The following is a 17,427-nucleotide window of genomic DNA, read 5'->3' as shown; positions in this document are numbered from 1 at the left end:
AAACTTTTCAAATTGTATAGGTTTTTTTACAAGGGCTGGCGGTTGACCCACACAAAAAGGGCCATAGGACACCCCATGACCCGGTAAACCTCACTGCAATTTGCCTATGGCATCACCGGCGCGACGGCAAAAACGCCAGGGGATTGACCGGACCCCGGTCACGCTTGCGGATTTCAAAGTGCAAGTGGGGACCGGTGCTAAAGCCGGTACTGCCCATCTCCGCAATCAACTGCCCCTGTTCCACCCGCTGGTTTTCCCGCACCAGAATCCGGTGGTTATGGGCGTAGTAGGTGACGCTGCCGTTGTCGTGCCAGATTTTCACCAGATTGCCGTAGCCGCCCGCGTTCCAACCGGCAAAGATCACCGTTCCTGAAGCCGCCGCTACAATCGGCGTTCCCACTGGCCCGGCAATGTCAATCCCCTGATGCATCCGGCCCCAGCGCGGCCCAAACCCCGACGTCAATACCCCTCGTGCTGGCCAGATATAGCCCCGGAAAAAGGTGGGGTCTTTGGGTAAGAACTTATCCACCTCTCCAATGGGCGGTAGGCTCAGGGCTTGCCGGTTATCCGCTGGACCTTCATCCAAAACGGGTGGGAATACCCTTGGCAAGATAGCCGATAAATCCTGAACCGCCGGTTGGCGCCGGAGATTATCCGTATCTAGCGCCGGCGCCTTGCCCACCTCACCCAGCGCATCGGTCCCCAGTAGCGGATTGACCGGTGGAGCGGGGAGCGCCGTCGGAGGCGTGGTCAAACGGGGCGCTCGTAGCCGCGCGAGCACCTGCGGCACAGGCCGCTGGGCAACCGCCGATGCTGGGGAGACCCCTGGTGTGGCTGGCACCCGCAGGACTTGACCCACGTACAGCCAATCCGGGTCGCGCAACTGGTTGAACCGCACCAATTCCGCTAGAGAAACCCGGTAGCGACGGGCAATTGCACTCAACGTGTCCCCTGGCTGCACCCGGTATTCCCAGGCCTGTTTAGGTGAAACCTCTTGGGCACTGTGGGCCACCAACGTCGGGGCCTCCATCATGGCTGCTAGGGAAGGCCTTTGCCGCGCCAGCGCCTGCTGTCGTACCCGCTCGAGCAAACTCTCCGCCCGATTAGGTCCTAGCGACCGAGGCGGGATCTTCAAGACCTGTCCTACCTCTAGTACCTGATCCGGCTGCAGGCCGTTGAAACGCGCCAACTCTTCCACCGTGACCTGGTACAGGTACGACAACTGCCACAGGGTTTCTCCCGCTCGCACGCGGTGTTGTGTCACCAGCTCTTCTGGCACAGCAGCCATACCGGCTTCCTGCTGCTGCGATGGCAATCCCTCCGTTGCGACGGCGGGTTCCTCGGCCAGCGCCATCCCCTGGCCGACCAGCGCCCCCACGGCTGCCAGGCCAGTCAAAACCGAAGATGTCGCCAGAGGCCGAAGCAACGGCGTTGTCGTAACCGAGGGCCTAGATTGGGAAGAAACCTGCAGAGGCTGCCAGTCAAAATGGCTTAGGTCATGCTGCGGCATGAGTTACCTCCTAAAACGGGTGTGAGGATAAACGCACCAAGGAGCGAACCTGATGAGGGCTACCCGCGTGCCGGTTGGACCCAACACCCGATCACCCCTCCACCACCAGACGTGTGGAACATGGACCACATCGCCCTTGTCCTGATTATTTAGCCGGTGGCCCCGGTGAACCGTAAACCCCCGATGATAAATCGTTATGACTGAGAAGGCCGATGGCCTCGTCTCAGCCACCGATTCACATTAAAAAAAAGTTATATGTATTCTGGAAAACACACTTAAGGTCGCTTCATGTGGTATAGCTGGCGGCGAGCTTCAAACAAACCCACGGCGACACTCACGGACAGGTTCAGGCTACGGACTCCCGGCTCCACCATGGGGATTCGTAATTGTGCATGACATGCCTGCAGGCAAATCTCCGGCAAGCCCGTGGTTTCGCTCCCAAAAAATAGCCAGTCTCCCCACTGAAATGAGTAGTCCCAAAAGCAGGTTTCGGCCTGGGGAGTAAAGGCCAACCAGCGCCCCCGCACCTGGGGATATGTACTGACAAAGCTTTGCCAGTTGGGATAGACGCGGTACAGGACGTAGGGCCAGTAGTCTAAACCCGCGCGTTTCAGGTAGCGGTCGCTCAATTCAAATCCCAGCGGGCCAATGAGATGTAAAGGCGTGCGAGTTGCAGCACAGGTGCGCGCGATATTGCCCGTATTTGGCGGGATTTGCGGTTGGACAAGTACGATGTGGAGCGGAAAATCTGTATAGTGAAAGTCGTGCATCCATTCGATTAGCATCTTTAAATTTATCTTAACTTTCAGCGGCTTATTAGGAATCGTAATCAGTGTCATGGGGGTGCGCAGAGACGAAAGAGCCGATGAAATCGGGGTTTGGGACTCATCAGTGGGGAGCGGCGACCCCCAGGCGCTACAATGGCGTTGACGAGGGATTGGAGACGCAACATGGCTCTGGCGGTGGGAACCCAAGCACCTGACTTTCGCACAGTGGACACGCAGGGACGTTCAGTATCGCTGGCAGATTTTGCGGGCAAGACGGTGGTACTGTACTTTTATCCCAAGGACGACACGCCCGGTTGCACCAAGGAGGCCTGTGGATTTCGGGACCACTACGCCGCTTACCAGCAGCACGATGTGGTGGTGTTGGGGGTGAGCCAGGACGATCAGGCCTCGCACCAGGCGTTTGCCCAGAAGTACAACTTGCCGTTTCCCCTGCTGGTGGATACGGGCGGAGCAATTAGCCGCGCCTATGATGTGGATGGGGGTGGTTACAGCCAGCGGGTGACCTACGTGATTGACCCGCAGGGCAAAATCAGCCGCGTTTATACCAACGTCAAGACCGATACCCATGCCACCGACATCCTGGCGGACCTGGGTTTGACGGGATGACAATTGAGCGATTGCAAAAAATTCTGGCCCAACGGGGAATCGCGGCGCGACGGCAAGCAGAGGCTCTGATTCGAGCTGGACAGGTGTGGGTCAACGGACGACCCGCGCAGGTGGGTCAAAAGTGCGACCCCCAGGTGGACCAGATTACGGTGCAAGGCCGACCGTTACCGCCAGCCCCTGGTTTGTACTACTACCTACTGCACAAACCCCTGGGTGTAGTCAGCACCTGTCGCGACCCCCAAGGACGCCCAACCGTGCGAGATTTTTTACCCCCTGGCTTGCCGCCGTTGTATCCCGTGGGACGGTTGGATTACGACACGACCGGCGCCTTGCTCCTCACAAATGACGGCGATTTAACCTTGGCCTTGACCCATCCTCGCCATCCCGTCTGGAAGGTGTACTGGGTGTGGGTTACTGGCCATCCGTCGGCGCGCGTACTCGCCCAGTGGCGACAGGGTGTGGAACTGGACGGGCGCCCCACCTTGCCAGCGCAAGTGCGCGTGTTACGAACGTGGCCAGACCAGACCCTGTTGGAGGTACGGTTGCGGGAGGGACGGAACCGGCAAATCCGGCGTGTGGCGGCCCAGCTGGGTTATCCGGTGGTGCGGTTGCACCGGCAAGCAATTGGCAAGATTGACCTGGGGAATCTACCGGTGGGCCAAATCCGTCCGCTGACCTCATCGGAGTTGGCGTTTTGCCATGCGGTGCGGGCGAGGATGCGGGTAAGATAGGGTAAAGACTGCCGGTTAAGTTGTTGATGCGATGAAGGTGAGTCTTTACACCCCTGCGCAGGCAGCACGTTTGCGGGAGATAGGTCAGTATTTGCGCCAGGTGCGGGAGGACAAGCATTTGTCGCTCGCGGACGTGTCGGCACACACCCACATTCAAACTCGGATGTTGCGCGCCTTGGAGGAGGGGGACGTACAGGAACTGCCAGAACCGGTCTATGTACGGGGATTTCTCCGGCAATACGCTCGGCTGCTCCAGGTGGAAGACTTGGACTTATCGATTCTGGACACGGGAATGCCCGTGACGCCGTTACCTGCGAGCAGTTCCCCCAGTGGTCCGTCGTTGCGGCCTTGGCATCTGTATTTGACTTACTTTGCCCTCATTTTAGGTGCCATTGGCCTGCTGTCGTATCTCCTGCGTCCCACGCCCAAACCTCAGGCGAGCCTGAGTCCGGCACCAGAGACGCCAGCTCGTCCGAAACCCAGTCCCCAGATGCCGGTTTCTCCCTCACCAGTCGCCGTTACACCGTCGCCAGCTCCAGCATCGGCCATCCAGGTGCAGGTGGAGATGACCGGCCAATCCTGGTTACAAGTGGTGGCGGACGGTCAGGTGGTGTTTGAGGGCATTTTGAGCGCTGGGGCGACCCAACGCTGGACGGCGCGGGAAACTTTGGTGTTAGCGGCGGGCAACGCTGGGGAGGTGCAGGTGCGGATTAACGATGGGCCACCCCAGCCCTTGGGTGAGAAAGGCGAAGTTAAAGAAGTGAAACTCACAGCCCAAAATCCCAGGCTCTCTCCCCAACCGCTGCAGTAACCATGGACGGGTTGCTCTCGCCCCAGGGGGTCATGGTGTTGCTGCTGGTTGGCTACGCCACGGCCCTATGGTTATTCCTGCGCAGTTCCCCCAAAGTCTATACCGTGATGACGTCCGACCTGGAGGCGGCGCGGCGCTTCTTCGATGAGGATTTGAGGTTGCCACGGGCCGATGTTCCCCTGCATTACTACTACCACTACGAGCAAGCGCTGGGGCTCACTGACCCGTTGATTTCCCTGCAACGACCAGGTGGCGTGCCACCAACGGGTTTTTGGTATCAATTGCGCCGGCGTACCCAACTGCATCTGATTGGGGGAGCCAAGTCCAGTGACCAGGGATGGGTGCGGCTGCTGTGCTTAGACCGGGATTGTTTGGATTGGCTGTTATTGCGGGGGCAAATGGCGGCCTTGCCGTGGAAAATCTTGCAGGAAAAGCCTTTGCACTACTTGCTGCGGAGCCAGGACGGCCAAACCGTGGAGTGTCAGGAGATTGTGCGGGAGCGACCCCGTTCCCAAACGCGCCAGCGCCTATTGCCGTAGGGACAGTTTCCAGGCAAAGTGGTGATGATCCGGTTACGAGGCAATGGGAATGACAACGACGGAGCGGGACTGTCGCTACGACTGGCAAGTGGCAGAAGTGCAAGCGATTTACGAGCAACCCCTGCTGGAACTAATCGTTCAGGCGGCTAATGTTCACCGGCGTTACCATCCCCCCCGCGACGTGCAAGTGTGCAAGTTGGTGTCGGTGAAAACCGGCGGCTGCCCCGAAGATTGCGCCTACTGCGCCCAATCGGCTCACTACCAGACCGGGATCACCCCGCAACCATTGATGGATGTGGAAGAGGTGGTGGCGATTGCCCAGCGCGCCAAAGCTCAAGGCGTCAGCCGGCTGTGCTTGGGAGCGGCCTGGCGGGAAGTGCGACCGGGACGACAGTTTGACCAAGTGCTGGAGATGATTCGCCGGGTGACCGACCTGGGATTAGAAGTGTGTTGCACGCTGGGGATGCTGACACCAGAGCAGGCGCAACGGTTGAGCGAGGCGGGCTTGTACGCCTACAACCACAACCTGGACACGTCCCGCCGGTATTATCCCCAGGTGATCACCACCCGCACCTACGACGACCGCCTGAACACCATCGCCCATATCCGGCAAACGCCCATCACGGTCTGCTGCGGGGGGATTCTCGGGTTGGGAGAAACCCATCAGGACCGGATTGAGTTACTGACGACGTTGGCCTGTCTCCAACCCCACCCCGAATCGGTGCCCATTAACATCCTGTCGCGGGTGCCGGGAACACCGATGGCGAATCAAGAACCGGTGCCCCTGTGGGATGTGCTGCGGGTGCTGGCAACCGCCCGGATTCTCATGCCCAAGAGCGATTTGCGTCTCGCCGCCGGGCGCGCCCACCTGAGTCCTGCAGAACAGGCGTTGTGTTTCTTGGCGGGGGTGAACTCCATCTTCTCCAGCGATGACGGCCAGATGCTCACCCGCACCACCCCTTGCCCTAGCTACCAGCAAGACCAGGCACTGCTCGCCCAGTTGGGATTGGTCGCCCGCGCACCCCGCGTTGGCAATAAAACAACTTGTTGATTGTTAATAAGCGACGCTTGTTGACAATAGTGACTGGTTTCCTGGTATAGTAGGGAGCAGTGTTGACGAGGAGAACGACCCATGACCACGCCAGGACTACCGCCGAGTGATGCGCGGCAACGGGTGAGCGCGTTTTTACGGCAATTGCAGGACGAGATTTGTCAAGCGTTGGAAGCGGCTGATGGCAAGGGCAAGTTTCGGGAGGACACCTGGGAGCGGCCAGAAGGGGGCGGCGGTCGTTCGCGGGTGATGGAAGGCGGCGCGCTGTTGGAACGGGGCGGCGTTAATTTTTCCGAGGTCTGGGGCCAACAGCTTCCCCCATCTATCCTGGAGCAGCGACCCGAAGCCAAGGGTCATGCGTTTTACGCCACTGGCACGTCCCTGGTGCTCCACCCCCGCAATCCCTACGTGCCTACGGTGCATTTGAACTATCGCTACTTTGAAGCGGGGCCGGTGTGGTGGTTTGGTGGCGGCGCGGATTTGACGCCCTACTACCCGTTCCGAGAGGATGCGGTACATTTTCACCGGGTACACAAGGAAGCGCTCGATGCCCATCACCCCGAGTATTACCCCGTTTTCAAACGCTGGTGTGATGAATACTTTTACTTAAAGCATCGTCAGGAAACGCGCGGGATTGGCGGCATTTTCTTCGATTACCAGGACGGCGTTGGACTGCTGTACCGGGGGAACCATTCCCAGGGCAACGCGGCGATTTACAGCAATAAAGTGGGTGAACTACCCCCCCGCAGTTGGGAGGATATATTCCGCATGGTGCAAAGCTGCGCCCAAGCTTTTTTGCCGGCCTATATGCCCATCGTGGAACGACGGCGGGATATGGTCTATGGCGACCGGGAACGGCAATTCCAACTCTACCGGCGCGGGCGCTATGTGGAATTCAATCTCATCTATGACCGGGGCACGATTTTCGGGCTGCAAACCAACGGGCGCACCGAGTCCATCCTGATGTCCATGCCCCCCTTGGCCCGCTGGGAGTATTGCTACACGCCGGAACCCGGTAGTCCCGAAGCCCAGTTGACCCAGGAATTCCTGAAACCCCAGGACTGGTTGGCTCCCGTCGCTGTGTAACGCTCTATTCACTGTTCGTCAACCATCGTAAAAAAAATCTGTAATCCGTCAGGGCAAGTCCAGACCCGCTTCTATAACAGGAGTGTATTCGTGACTATTCCCTAGGTATTTATGCTGGAAACGTGGCTGGATACGGTGACGCTCTCGCGCTGGCAATTTGCCCTGACGGCCATTTTTCACATGCTCTGGCCGGTGTTAACCACAGGCATGGCGATTTACCTGGTCATTGTGGAAGCGCTGTGGCTGAAAACCCGTAACCTGGCCTACTACCACCACGCCCGTTTCTGGTCGAAGTTGTATCTATTGAATTTTGGCATCGGGGTGGCGTCAGGGTTGCCCATGGCATTTCAGTTTGGGCTGAACTGGGCGCCGTTTTCGGAGTCGGTGGGGGATTTCTTTGGAACGTTGCTGGGCTTTGAAGGCACGATGGCGTTCATGCTGGAGGCCAGTTTCCTAGGCATTATGGTCTTTGGCTGGGAACGGGTGCCGCCGGTGATTCACCTGATTTCGACCATTCTGGTGGCGATTGGGGCGAACCTTTCTACGTTTTGGATTTTGACGGCCAATTCTTGGTTGCAGACGCCGGCGGGGGGAGTGTTTGCCAATGGCAAATTTATCGTGCAAGACTATTTCCGCGCGATTGGCAACCCCTTTATGCTGCACAGTTTTTTGCACATGTTTTTCGCCACGTTTGAGACGGCGTTGTTTGTGATTGGGGGCATTAGCGCCTGGTATCTCTTGAATAAGCGGGAAACGGAGTTTTTCAGTCGTTCGTTCAAGATTGCGTTGACGGTTTTGGTGATTGTGGCGCCATTGCAGATTCTGCTGGGGCATTGGAGCGCGGAACAGGTGTATCATTACCAGCCCACTAAACTGGCGGCGATGGAAGCTTTGTGGGAGACGATTCCAGCACATACCCCTGCCGATTGGACCTTGCTGGCGCTGCCGAACAACCAGTTGGAGACGAATACATGGGAGCTGAAAATTCCAGGTCTGTTGAGTTATTTACTAGAGTTCAAACCAGCGCTGGATACGCCCATTTTGGGGTTAAAGGAGTGGTCGCCCCAAGACCGGCCCCGCCTGGTGGGATTGGTGTATTACTCCTTCCGGGTCATGATTGCCATTGGGCTGTTTTTCGCTGGGTTGATGGCGGTGTCCCTGGTGCAATGGTGGCGCGGGAAACTTCAGCCGGAGACGATTAGCCAAAACAAGTGGCTGCTCTGGTCGTGGGTGTATGCTGGGCCACTGGGCTACATTGCGGTGGAAGCGGGCTGGATTGTGCGGTGTGTGGGCCGGCAACCTTGGCTCGTCTATGGGCAATTGCGCACGGTGGAATCGGCGTCCCATTTGCCGCCCCAGTTGGTGTTGTTCTCCCTGTCGGGGTTGATGCTGATGTATGCCGTGTTCTTTGTGATGACGCTGTACTTTGGGCGCAAGATTATTCTCAAGGGGCCGAATTTGTCGCTACCAGCGCCCCGGGCGGCTGTGCAACCCACTGTCGTTATCGAACCGGCGCAACATTTACCGGACCAACGCCCAGCGGAAGCGAAGTTTTAGGGATAGGGAGGTGCCCGATGCAGTCATCGCTTGACCCATTAGCCCATTTCCTGCCGCAGGTGTGGTTTTTCATCCTGGGCCTGTTCTTGTTTCTGTATGTGCTACTGGACGGGTTTGACCTGGGAGTGGGAATTTTGTCCCTGACGGCGAAAGGGGAAGAACGGCGCAGCATCTTGATGACCAGCTTGGGCAATGTGTGGGATGCCAATGAAACATGGCTGGTGCTGATGGGCGGGTCGCTGTTTGGGGCGTTTCCCCTGGCCTATGCCACCATCCTGCAAGCCCTGTATATCCCGCTGGTGATCATGGTGGTGGGACTGATCCTGCGGGCGGTGTCCTTTGAATTCCGCGAGAACGCCGACAACAAGATGGTCTGGAATATCGCGTTTGGGGTGGGGAGTTTCCTGGCAGCTCTGGGACAGGGATTTGCACTCGGCACGGTGTTTGAAGGGATCAAGGTGGACGCAGCGGGGCATTTTGTCGGCACGCCGTGGGACTGGTTGACCTGGCGCTCGGTGATTGTGGCCCTGACGCTGATTCAAGGTTACGTGCTGATTGGCTCGACGTATCTCATTCTGAAAACAACGGGCGAATTGCAACAGACCCACTACCGCACAGCGACGATTGCGACTTGGACAACTTTGGCCGGTGCTGTGTTTATCACAGTGAGTACGCCCCTGCTGTCGGAACCCGCACGGGAGTTGCTGTTTTCCCGGCCCATGGTGTATATCTTTGGGGCGATTCCGGTGCTGGGTCTCCTGCTCATCATCGCCCTGTTGCGGAGCTTGCAGTTGCGGCAAGAGATGGCTCCCATCGTTTACACGTTTTTGATTTTTGCCCTGTCGTTTATCGGGTTGGGCTTTCTCATTTTCCCCAACATCATTCCCCCCAGCATTACCATTTATCAAGCGGCGGCGGCCCCGAGTACGCTGGTGTTCATGCTGACGTTTGTGGGCTTTTTGATCCCCATCGTGCTTGGCTATAACATCTACAACTACGTGGTCTTTCGCGGCAAGATTGTGGGGTCTGAAAGCCAGAAGGTACAGCCCGTCAGTTAGTAGCTGGTGGTGACGGCAACGGGGTGGCGAACTTTCTGGGAATAGAATGAGGCGGACTGCTGCCCCTGACCACACTCCCGCGCAAATTTAATTAAGTGATGACTGACTAACGCGGCGCTGATCAGGTATTCAATTTGGCCCTGCTGCAATGCCAGTTTTGCAAATTTCCAGAACGCATCCCGGTAGTCGCTCAACAGCCCCACTTTGACAAAGATATTGGCCAACAGCCGCAAGCCTTTGAGGATATTTTTCCAATTGGTGCGGGCGGGGCTATTGGGCGGTTGAATGCGGTTGGGATAGGTGTGCTTCAAGTTATAGGCAAAGCGCTGGTAAATAAATTCCGGCGTGTAGGCCTGGGTAATGCACTTGCGCCACATAGCCACCACCTGCTCGTAGGGCATGAGAAAGTCCACATTCGATTCGCGGTTTTCGTCAAAAATCAAGCGCCCTTCTTTTTCGAGCCGCTCCCACAGGGGCGTTTTCGGCAAGGCGTAGAGCAAGTTAATGGTCAGCATGGGAATGTTGGACAACCGGATAAACTCCAAAATCCGGTCAGCGGTCGCCGGCGTGTCCGTATCCAACCCCATAATGATGCCCGAGACCACTTCCAGCCCATAACTGTTGAGAATTTTCACGGCCTCAAGAATAGGCAAGCTCAAGTTGTGGTCTTTGGAAATGGCGTGCAGGGCTTCGGGTTCGGGCGTTTCAATCCCACAAAAAACTGTGCAAAAATAGGCTTCCCGCATCATGGCGAGAATCTTAGGACTTTGAGCGAGATTGAGGGTGGCTTCGCAGGCAAATTGCACCGGATACCCCCGTTTTTTCTGCCACTCGATCAAATGGGGCAACAGTTGCATAACCGCCTTGCGATTTCCCACAAAATTGTCATCCACAAAGTAAATGGCGCCCGGATTGCCTGATGCCAAGATCGCATCTAATTCTTCGAGGATTTGCTGGGGGGTTTTCAAGCGGGGATTGTTGCCATACAACGCGGGAATATCACAAAACTCGCAGTGATAGGGGCAACCGCTGGAGAACTGGATGCTGCCAATGAAATAGCGGTCCAGGGGCAATTTTTCGTAGGCGGGAATGGGAAATTCGTGCAGGGGCACCCGTTCTTTGGTGCGGAAAATGATTTGGTTTTTCGGACGCTCGGTGTGGGCATCCAAATAGGCAATCACGGCGTCGGTGGCATCCCCCAATTCCCCCAGATGCAAGATATCCACATCGGGATAATACTCCGGACAAGCGGACACCGATGGCCCCCCCAACACCGTGATCTTGCCGTAGCGGTGCGCCTTGCGATTGATTTCTAAAATCTGGGGTTTTTGAATATGCATGCCGCTGATGATGACCGCATCCGCCCAGCGATATTCCCACTCCCGCACAGGCCGGATATTTTCATCAATCAGGCGCACGTCCCACGACTCCGGCATGTAGGCGGACACGACGAGCAACCCCTGGGGCGGCATAAACGCTTTCACCCCTGGCATGAGTTCGTAGGCGTGGTGAAAGGTGCCAAAGGCGGGCGTGTAGCGGGGGAACACACACAAAATCCGTCGCCGGTTTTGGGGCTGGTAGGGCGTGCGCCGGGAACGAGCAGGAGCCTGAGTCATCGGTTGCGCTGTGATACGTGACCTTAGTGTAGGAAGATTCGTTATCCCTTGGCAACCCGCTCAACCCATTCTTAAGGGATTTTTCGGCTTTATGACGCCTAATTTTTGTATGTACAATAGCAGGTCAAGCGACCAACTCCTGCAGGCGCGTCACGCCCACCCGCTGGCAAAAGTCCCCAAACCGCTCGCCCATGTAGCGCTCTTGCTTGTAGTAGGCGAAAACGGGTCGCAGGGCTTGGGGAAGGTCGGTGAGGGCGACTTTTTCCCACAGGACTTGGGCTAAACGGTCGCCGTTGGGACTCGCACCTACCCAGACTTGGTAATAGCCCGGTGAAGTTCCCACCAAGCCCACTTCCGCCAGGTAGGGACGGGCGCAGCCGTTGGGACAACCGGTCATGCGCACAATCAGCGGTGTATCGCCCAGTCCCAAATCCGCCCAAACCGTTTCGATCTGCTGCAACAGGTCGGGAAACACCCGCTCCGACTCGGTAATCGCCAGGCCGCAGGTGGGCAACGCTGGACAGGCCATGCCCAGTTGCCGCAGGGGGGACAGCTCATCCGGCAAGGGCACCCCATGCTCCCGCAGGATGTGGGTAATCCGCCCCCGCCAAGCCGGTTCAATGTCGGTGAGGATGAGGTCTTGGGTGGGACATAGTTGCACGGGCAAGGCAAATTCTTCGTTGATGCGCCGCAGGGCGGTTTTCAGCCGGCACGTTTCCGTATCCCGAATGCGCCCGGTGGGAATGGATAACCCCAAAAACAACTTGCCATCCCCCTGCGGTTGCCAGCCCAAGTAGTTCACGCCGCTAGGAAACGGGGGAATGGGATGCCAGGGTTTGAGCTTCATGCCAGCGTACTGCTGCACCACCTGGCGGAATTTACGGATGCCCCACTGGTGCACCAGGTATTTCATGCGGGCCTGCTTGCGGTCGTGCCGGTTGCCGTAGTCGCGCTGGACAGCCAAGATGGCCTGGATGACGGTTTCAATCGCATCTACTGGCGCAAAGCCCAGCGGTTGACCTAGCAACGGAAACGTCTCTTCCTTGTTGTGGGTGCGGCCCATCCCCCCGCCCACCAGGATGTTGAACCCCCGCAGTTGTCCCTTGGCGTCGGTGATCACAATCAGCCCGATGTCCTGGGAATAGATGTCCACCGTGTTGTCATCGGGAACCGTGATGGCGCACTTGAATTTGCGGGGTAAATACTGGTTGCCGTACAGGGGTTCTACCGGGTCGTCCAGGTGAATGCGGGGGAGTTTCTGTAACGCCGGCAACTCGGGAATGGGGATTTCTTCATCGTCAATCCAGAGTTCGTAGTAGCTGCGGGTGCGGGGCAACAGCAGGTTGGACAAGCGGCGGGCATATTCCTGGGCGTAGCGATAACTGGGCCGGTTGCGAAAGGGAGCGGGGGGCGCCATGAGGTTGCGGTTGATGTCCCCGCAGGTCGCTAGGGTGCTGCCCATCTGCCGCACAATTTCCTGGATCACCGTTTGCAGGTTGGCCTTGAGCACCCCGTGCAGTTGAAAGGTCTGGCGCGTCGTTACCCGTAAGGTGCCGTTGCCGTAACGGTCCGCCAGGTCATCCAACGTGCGATAGAGCAAAGGCGGCACATGGCCCCCCGGTTGGCGCGTGCGCAGCATGAAGGAAAAAGCCCGCTCTAACCCCTGCTGCCGCAACGCCTGCCGCTGGTCGCGGTCATCCTGTTGATACGACCCGTGAAACTTGAGAATCTGGGCTGCCGCTTCGCTGAAATGGGTCGTGGGCTGCGACAGCTCGGACGCTAATGGCTCTTTGAGGTAGTGGCTGTGGATTTTGACGGCTTCGTGGCGGGACACCCGCGCATCCCCAGAAGAAACGGCTGTCATTTGTCGCTAATTCCGATCGGGATAGGTTACTTTTTACTGTACCATGTTTTTGGGTGTGACACTGTTAAGGGAAGCTAAATGAATAGGCAGCTTGGCGCGGGAAACCCGTATGGTGAAGAAACAGACATGTTGACGGAAACCCCTGTGCATCCGGAGTTACTCCACAAGGTGCGGCAATTGGATTTGGACGCGCTCAACCGGGAGTTGGCGACGGCGACCCCGCGCGACATCCTGGCGTGGGCAACGGACCTGCTGCCGGAAGGGTTGGTCCAGGCCAGCGCCTTTAATGTGGACGACATGGTGATTACCGACCTGCTCTACCGCGACCTGAAACCCCCGCATCCGGTGCCGGTGTTGTTTCTGGACACGTTGCACCATTTCCCGGAGACGTTGGAGTTAGTGGCCCGCAGCACGGCGCATTATGACTTGAACTTGAAAATTTACCGGATTCAGACGGTGGACTCCCGCGAGGCCTTTGCCCAGCGCTATGGGGAAAAACTTTGGGAAACCGACATTGAGCAGTTTCACTACTTGACCAAAATCGAGCCGTTGCAACGGGGACTGGCGGAACTGGGAACGGTGGCCTGGATTACCGGGCGACGGCGCGACCAGGCGACCACGCGCGCAGATATGCCGGTGCTGGAGTGGGACAGACAGCAACGCCTAAAAATCAACCCCCTGGCCTACTGGACCCGCAAGCAGAGCTGGGATTACGTGATGAAGCACCATGTACCCTACAATCCCCTGCACGACCGGGGTTATGCCAGTATTGGCGATGAACCCTTGACCACCCCCATTGCGGAAGGCGAGGACGAACGGGCGGGGCGCTGGCGGGGAACCGGCAAAACTGAGTGCGGCATCCATATCCATCTGTAGGGCCTGGGTTATACTGGGGTTATTACCAGTTAACCTAGTCTTAACCTTGGGGACGACGACGATGGAACCGATGACCCTGGGGTGGTGGATTCACCAGCATCTAGGCAAGGCCGTTCGCAAGTGGCGCAAGCAGGAGGAGGGCGTCAAGCAGGGGGAAGACCCGGAAGCGATTCACCAGATGCGAGTGGCCATGCGGCGATTGCGGTCGCTGTTAAAGGGGTTTGAGGCGGTGCTCGATGTGCCCCGCGTGGCCCGCAAGGTGGGCATGCTCAGCCGGGTGTTGGGCCAGGCCCGCGATGCCGATGTGATGCTGGAACGGCTGGAAACCCGCTACTTGCCAGTGTTGCCGAGCCAGGAGCAGGAGACACTCAAGGGATGGATCCGGCAATTGCGTCGCCAGCGGCAAGAACAGCAACGGGAGTTGGTAGCCCTGTTGCATTCGGCGACCTACGAGCGGGTGCAAAAAGCCTGGCGCGAGTGGTTAGACCATCCCCGTTGGCAACCCTTGGGCGACCGGGCGGTGGAGGTGACGCTACCCCATTTCTTGCTGATGGCCTGGGGAGAACTGTCCTTGCATCCGGGGTGGGACATCCACGGCGTTGCCGATAACCCCGAGGGCCTGCACGACCTGCGCAAGCAAATCAAACGCACTCGTTATTTGTGGGAGTTTGCCGGCGATTGGCTCGGGGAGGCGTTGCAGGAGCCACTGGGTTGGCTGCGGGAAGCGCAAGAGGTGCTGGGGCAACTCCAGGATGGGTTTGTGCTGGAGGAACAACTGGGATTGAAGTGCCCCGCCCTCGAGGAAAGCCTACTTCATGACCGGACGGAACTCTGGCGGCAGTGGCAAACCCTGCGGGCGCAACTCCAGAGCCGTGAGAATCACCAGCGGATTTACAGTGGCATTGGCGGTCGTTGCCTCAGTCCGGTCCCTCCTCCAGCAGCGACCGAAACCGCTCATCCTGCCGCAGTTCCTCTTGGATGATTTGCTCCAAGCGGGACTCGCTGACCCCTAAGCCCCGCATCAGATTGAGTAAAGCCGCATTTTCCTCGAGCAAGACAAAGCCATCCGCCAGGGCAATGCGCACCGCCAAGCGCAGCGCCGTATCAGCTTGGGGCGTGCCGGCAACCGCTGCGTAGGCCGCTGCCTCCAAGGCCGCTTGACCCGCTTCCTGGCACACCTGCAACACTTTGTGAATCGCCGCCTGGGCCGCTGGTGGGTCAACTCCCTGGCCGACTAGGAATTGCACCAGCGCCTCTTGTTCTTCAGAGGCCAGGTCCTCGTCAGCGTGCATCATCAAAACCCCAACAGCAGCAACTCCCTCCCATAGGCTCAAGGGAGCATCCAATGGCTGAGCAGGTAACACGGGATTTCCGGGGAATGAAGGGTTTTGCCTCTTAGTAAAGCAGAAGTAGGGCTGTTTAATCGCCGCGATTTTCCAATTGTTGTCGCACGAACGTCGGTAGGGCAAACGCCGCGCGATGAATGTCGGCGTTGTAATAGCGCAGTTGGGGAGCGAGGGATGCCGCCCGCTGGGGGTCAAAGTCCTGCACCGGATGACGTTCTTTGCTAGCCAGCGTAAAGGACCACATGCCGGTCGGGTAGGAAGGGATAAACGCCAGATACATCGCCACAACGGGAAAAAGCTGGCGCAGGCACTGGTGGGCCGCCTGGATGGTCTTTTGAAACAGCCGGTCAAAGGGGGACTCGGTTTGGGTCGTCAGCACCCCCGCCGGTTGCAAGATCCGGGCCACGTCCCGGTAAAACGCTGGGCCAAACAGTCCTTCAGCCATACCCACCGGGTCTGTCGAGTCCACAATCACCACGTCGTAGGTCTGGGCCGGCGCTTGAGCCACAAAGGCCACCCCATCGGTGATGTGCAGTTGCAACCGGGGGTCGTCAAAGGCGCAGGCCATCCAAGGGAAAAACCGGCGGGCCGTTTCAATCACCAGGGCGTCAATCTCCACCAGGTCCACCCGTTCGACGCTGGGATGGCGCAATACTTCCCGCACCGTGCCTCCATCGCCGCCACCTACTACTAGCACCCGCTGGGGATGGTCCAGCAGGCACAAAGCCGGATGGCTGATCATCTCATGATAAACAAATTCATCCCGCTCGGTGAACATGACCAGGCCATCCAGGGTTAGCACGCGCCCAAAGGCATCCGTTTGCCAGACTTGGACGTGCTGATAGGGGCTGCGCTGGCTGTAGAGCAAGTCCTCCACGCCGAAGGTTTGCCCCGTGCGCCCGTCCCAGAACTCGATGAACTGAATCTGGTGAAACTGAGACGTTGTCATCAGCCCACCTGTGCCATCGCCGCCGGTTTATGTCGCACCGGAGTCGGGAACAACCCCCGCTTGAGTTCCATGCTGGACAAACTGCGGGCCTGGAGCTGCTCCTGCAAGTACTGCTGGATCACCCAAGGGTCAATCGTTTCCCCGCAGGTGAAGATGTCTACCGCCGCATAGCCGTACTCCGGCCAAGTGTGGATTGCCACGTGGGATTCCGCGATGACAACCACACCGCTGACGCCATAGGGACTAAAAGAGTGGAACAAATCCGTAATGATCGTCGCTCTAGACCGTCGGACCCCCTCCAGTAGGATCTGGGCAATACGGGCCTCATCGTTGAGCACCCGTGGGTCGCACTGGTAGAACTCGACCAGGATTTGTCTTCCGAGTGCTTGCATTGCTACCCTCCTCGCATCGCACCCCCCGCCATGACTGACGGAGCTTAACATTGCATGTCTTGGTGATTCAGGGAACCACCACCCATACAACCGCAGCCCTGGTGGACGAAGGGTAGGGGGACGCCGGAAGACGTTCGCTACCGAAACGCTTTAGCTCACATCCCCTAGAGCCGATCCACCAGCCGCTAGCGCTGCTTGACCCGCAGGCTTACCCCGGATGCGTCTTGGGGCCTTTGGGCAAGCTTTTCTAATCTACAAAAAAATGCAGCCTCAGGCAATCCCAGGCCGTAGCCGCGATTACAAATACAAATATACTCATTGACGCCGAGACCGCAAGCTGCGGGTTTGCTCTTGCCGTCGCCGCCGGTCGCGCCATTCCACCCAGGTGAGATACCCCACGCCGACCGTGACACCCCCTAGCAGGAGCAACGCCAGTCCAAACAAACCCAATAGGGGCCATTCCGCCGACATCGGGACTACCCCTGTAGGATGATCTTCCCGAACATGCCAGCGCCCCGGTGCGGCGTGCAGTAGTAGGTGTAGGTGCCGAGGGGAAGGTCTGGGCCAAAGGTAATGCTGAAGCTATCGCCAGGTTTATAGACCAAAGCTTGATGGGAGAGTTTCTCGGCAAGCGCCTTATCGCCGTT

At 58.1% G+C, this 17,427-nt stretch carries 18 protein-coding genes; 10 read left to right on the top strand and 8 right to left on the bottom strand.

Features of this window, described 5'->3' with window-relative positions; all coding sequences use genetic code 11:
- Nucleotides 1–112: 112 nt before the first annotated feature.
- Both NZ705_01850 and NZ705_01845 read right to left on the bottom strand, forming a co-directional pair.
- Nucleotides 113–1,426, bottom strand: coding sequence for a peptidoglycan DD-metalloendopeptidase family protein (locus tag NZ705_01850; protein MCS7291706.1), 1,314 nt, complete (start codon nucleotides 1,424–1,426; stop codon nucleotides 113–115).
- Nucleotides 1,427–1,785: 359 nt separating this feature from the next.
- Nucleotides 1,786–2,280, bottom strand: coding sequence for a tRNA (cytidine(34)-2'-O)-methyltransferase (locus tag NZ705_01845; GenBank protein ID MCS7291705.1), 495 nt, complete (start codon nucleotides 2,278–2,280; stop codon nucleotides 1,786–1,788).
- Between the two features lie 180 nt (nucleotides 2,281–2,460).
- Here NZ705_01845 and NZ705_01840 point away from each other — a divergent pair, with 180 nt between their 5' ends.
- The 8 genes from NZ705_01840 to cydB all read left to right on the top strand — a co-directional run bounded on the left by NZ705_01840 (nucleotide 2,461) and on the right by cydB (nucleotide 9,737).
- Nucleotides 2,461–2,904 carry a peroxiredoxin gene (locus NZ705_01840; protein ID MCS7291704.1) on the top strand — a complete coding sequence of 148 codons (444 nt, stop codon included), beginning with the start codon at nucleotides 2,461–2,463 and terminating at the stop codon, nucleotides 2,902–2,904.
- Entirely contained in the window at nucleotides 2,901–3,635 is a 735-nt protein-coding gene (locus tag NZ705_01835; protein MCS7291703.1) for an rRNA pseudouridine synthase, read from the top strand. Before NZ705_01840 ends, NZ705_01835 begins: the two co-directional genes overlap by 4 nt.
- Before the next feature lie 31 nt (nucleotides 3,636–3,666).
- Complete coding sequence (locus NZ705_01830; GenBank protein MCS7291702.1) at nucleotides 3,667–4,446, top strand: DUF4115 domain-containing protein; 780 nt, start codon at nucleotides 3,667–3,669, stop codon at nucleotides 4,444–4,446.
- Nucleotides 4,447–4,448: 2 nt separating this feature from the next.
- A complete protein-coding gene (locus NZ705_01825; protein MCS7291701.1) occupies nucleotides 4,449–4,985 on the top strand; it encodes a hypothetical protein in 537 nt (178 codons plus the stop codon).
- 49 nt (nucleotides 4,986–5,034) lie between these two features.
- Entirely contained in the window at nucleotides 5,035–6,036 is a 1,002-nt protein-coding gene (bioB, locus tag NZ705_01820) for a biotin synthase BioB (GenBank protein ID MCS7291700.1), read from the top strand.
- A gap of 81 nt (nucleotides 6,037–6,117) precedes the next feature.
- Nucleotides 6,118–7,122: an oxygen-dependent coproporphyrinogen oxidase gene (gene hemF / locus NZ705_01815; protein MCS7291699.1), complete on the top strand. Its 1,005-nt coding sequence runs from the start codon at nucleotides 6,118–6,120 to the stop codon at nucleotides 7,120–7,122.
- A gap of 111 nt (nucleotides 7,123–7,233) precedes the next feature.
- Nucleotides 7,234–8,679 carry a cytochrome ubiquinol oxidase subunit I gene (locus NZ705_01810; protein ID MCS7291698.1) on the top strand — a complete coding sequence of 482 codons (1,446 nt, stop codon included), beginning with the start codon at nucleotides 7,234–7,236 and terminating at the stop codon, nucleotides 8,677–8,679.
- Between the two features lie 17 nt (nucleotides 8,680–8,696).
- Nucleotides 8,697–9,737 (top strand): cytochrome d ubiquinol oxidase subunit II, encoded by a 1,041-nt coding sequence (gene cydB, locus NZ705_01805; GenBank protein MCS7291697.1) that lies wholly within the window; start codon nucleotides 8,697–8,699, stop codon nucleotides 9,735–9,737.
- On the opposite strand, the gene NZ705_01800 is transcribed toward cydB, so the two are convergent.
- Both NZ705_01800 and NZ705_01795 read right to left on the bottom strand, forming a co-directional pair.
- Nucleotides 9,734–11,353 (bottom strand): DUF4070 domain-containing protein, encoded by a 1,620-nt coding sequence (locus NZ705_01800; protein MCS7291696.1) that lies wholly within the window; start codon nucleotides 11,351–11,353, stop codon nucleotides 9,734–9,736. The genes cydB and NZ705_01800 overlap by 4 nt on opposite strands.
- Before the next feature lie 124 nt (nucleotides 11,354–11,477).
- The gene (locus tag NZ705_01795; protein MCS7291695.1) at nucleotides 11,478–13,217 is read right to left on the bottom strand and encodes an NADPH-dependent assimilatory sulfite reductase hemoprotein subunit; all 1,740 of its coding nucleotides are present in this window, start codon (nucleotides 13,215–13,217) and stop codon (nucleotides 11,478–11,480) included.
- Between the two features lie 126 nt (nucleotides 13,218–13,343).
- Here NZ705_01795 and cysH point away from each other — a divergent pair, with 126 nt between their 5' ends.
- Both cysH and NZ705_01785 read left to right on the top strand, forming a co-directional pair.
- Complete coding sequence (gene cysH / locus NZ705_01790; protein ID MCS7291694.1) at nucleotides 13,344–14,093, top strand: phosphoadenosine phosphosulfate reductase; 750 nt, start codon at nucleotides 13,344–13,346, stop codon at nucleotides 14,091–14,093.
- A 46-nt stretch (nucleotides 14,094–14,139) separates the two neighbouring features.
- Complete coding sequence (locus tag NZ705_01785) at nucleotides 14,140–15,075, top strand: CHAD domain-containing protein (GenBank protein ID MCS7291693.1); 936 nt, start codon at nucleotides 14,140–14,142, stop codon at nucleotides 15,073–15,075.
- Here NZ705_01785 and NZ705_01780 read toward each other — a convergent pair.
- From NZ705_01780 to NZ705_01765, 4 genes are all read right to left on the bottom strand, one after another.
- Nucleotides 15,011–15,457 carry a TerB family tellurite resistance protein gene (locus NZ705_01780; protein MCS7291692.1) on the bottom strand — a complete coding sequence of 149 codons (447 nt, stop codon included), beginning with the start codon at nucleotides 15,455–15,457 and terminating at the stop codon, nucleotides 15,011–15,013. The two genes, NZ705_01785 and NZ705_01780, sit on opposite strands and share 65 nt — an antisense overlap.
- Before the next feature lie 55 nt (nucleotides 15,458–15,512).
- A complete protein-coding gene (speE, locus tag NZ705_01775; protein ID MCS7291691.1) occupies nucleotides 15,513–16,388 on the bottom strand; it encodes a polyamine aminopropyltransferase in 876 nt (291 codons plus the stop codon).
- Nucleotides 16,388–16,780 carry an adenosylmethionine decarboxylase gene (speD, locus tag NZ705_01770; protein MCS7291690.1) on the bottom strand — a complete coding sequence of 131 codons (393 nt, stop codon included), beginning with the start codon at nucleotides 16,778–16,780 and terminating at the stop codon, nucleotides 16,388–16,390. Before speD ends, speE begins: the two co-directional genes overlap by 1 nt.
- Before the next feature lie 315 nt (nucleotides 16,781–17,095).
- Nucleotides 17,096–17,251, bottom strand: coding sequence for a hypothetical protein (locus NZ705_01765; protein MCS7291689.1), 156 nt, complete (start codon nucleotides 17,249–17,251; stop codon nucleotides 17,096–17,098).
- Between the last annotated feature and the right edge of the window lie 176 nt (nucleotides 17,252–17,427).

This window comes from Gloeomargarita sp. SKYB120 (assembly GCA_025062155.1).
Taxonomy (GTDB): Bacteria; Cyanobacteriota; Cyanobacteriia; order Gloeomargaritales; family Gloeomargaritaceae; genus Gloeomargarita.
Note: the sequence above shows the minus strand (reverse complement) of the source record. Positions and strands in the feature narration are given on the sequence as shown.

Bases quoted from the DNA above. Each gene is read 5' to 3' on its own strand.
- NZ705_01840 (MCS7291704.1), top strand. From the start codon at position 2,461: ATGGCTCTGGCGGTGGGAACCCAAGCACCTGACTTTCGCACAGTGGAC.
- NZ705_01830 (MCS7291702.1), top strand. From the start codon at position 3,667: ATGAAGGTGAGTCTTTACACCCCTGCGCAGGCAGCACGTTTGCGGGAG.
- speD (MCS7291690.1), bottom strand. From the start codon at position 16,780: ATGCAAGCACTCGGAAGACAAATCCTGGTCGAGTTCTACCAGTGCGAC.
- NZ705_01825 (MCS7291701.1), top strand. From the start codon at position 4,449: ATGGACGGGTTGCTCTCGCCCCAGGGGGTCATGGTGTTGCTGCTGGTT.
- NZ705_01765 (MCS7291689.1), bottom strand. From the start codon at position 17,251: ATGTCGGCGGAATGGCCCCTATTGGGTTTGTTTGGACTGGCGTTGCTC.
- NZ705_01800 (MCS7291696.1), bottom strand. From the start codon at position 11,353: ATGACTCAGGCTCCTGCTCGTTCCCGGCGCACGCCCTACCAGCCCCAA.
- NZ705_01835 (MCS7291703.1), top strand. From the start codon at position 2,901: ATGACAATTGAGCGATTGCAAAAAATTCTGGCCCAACGGGGAATCGCG.
- cydB (MCS7291697.1), top strand. From the start codon at position 8,697: ATGCAGTCATCGCTTGACCCATTAGCCCATTTCCTGCCGCAGGTGTGG.
- cysH (MCS7291694.1), top strand. From the start codon at position 13,344: ATGTTGACGGAAACCCCTGTGCATCCGGAGTTACTCCACAAGGTGCGG.
- bioB (MCS7291700.1), top strand. From the start codon at position 5,035: ATGACAACGACGGAGCGGGACTGTCGCTACGACTGGCAAGTGGCAGAA.
- NZ705_01795 (MCS7291695.1), bottom strand. From the start codon at position 13,217: ATGACAGCCGTTTCTTCTGGGGATGCGCGGGTGTCCCGCCACGAAGCC.
- hemF (MCS7291699.1), top strand. From the start codon at position 6,118: ATGACCACGCCAGGACTACCGCCGAGTGATGCGCGGCAACGGGTGAGC.
- NZ705_01845 (MCS7291705.1), bottom strand. From the start codon at position 2,280: ATGCACGACTTTCACTATACAGATTTTCCGCTCCACATCGTACTTGTC.
- NZ705_01810 (MCS7291698.1), top strand. From the start codon at position 7,234: ATGCTGGAAACGTGGCTGGATACGGTGACGCTCTCGCGCTGGCAATTT.
- speE (MCS7291691.1), bottom strand. From the start codon at position 16,388: ATGACAACGTCTCAGTTTCACCAGATTCAGTTCATCGAGTTCTGGGAC.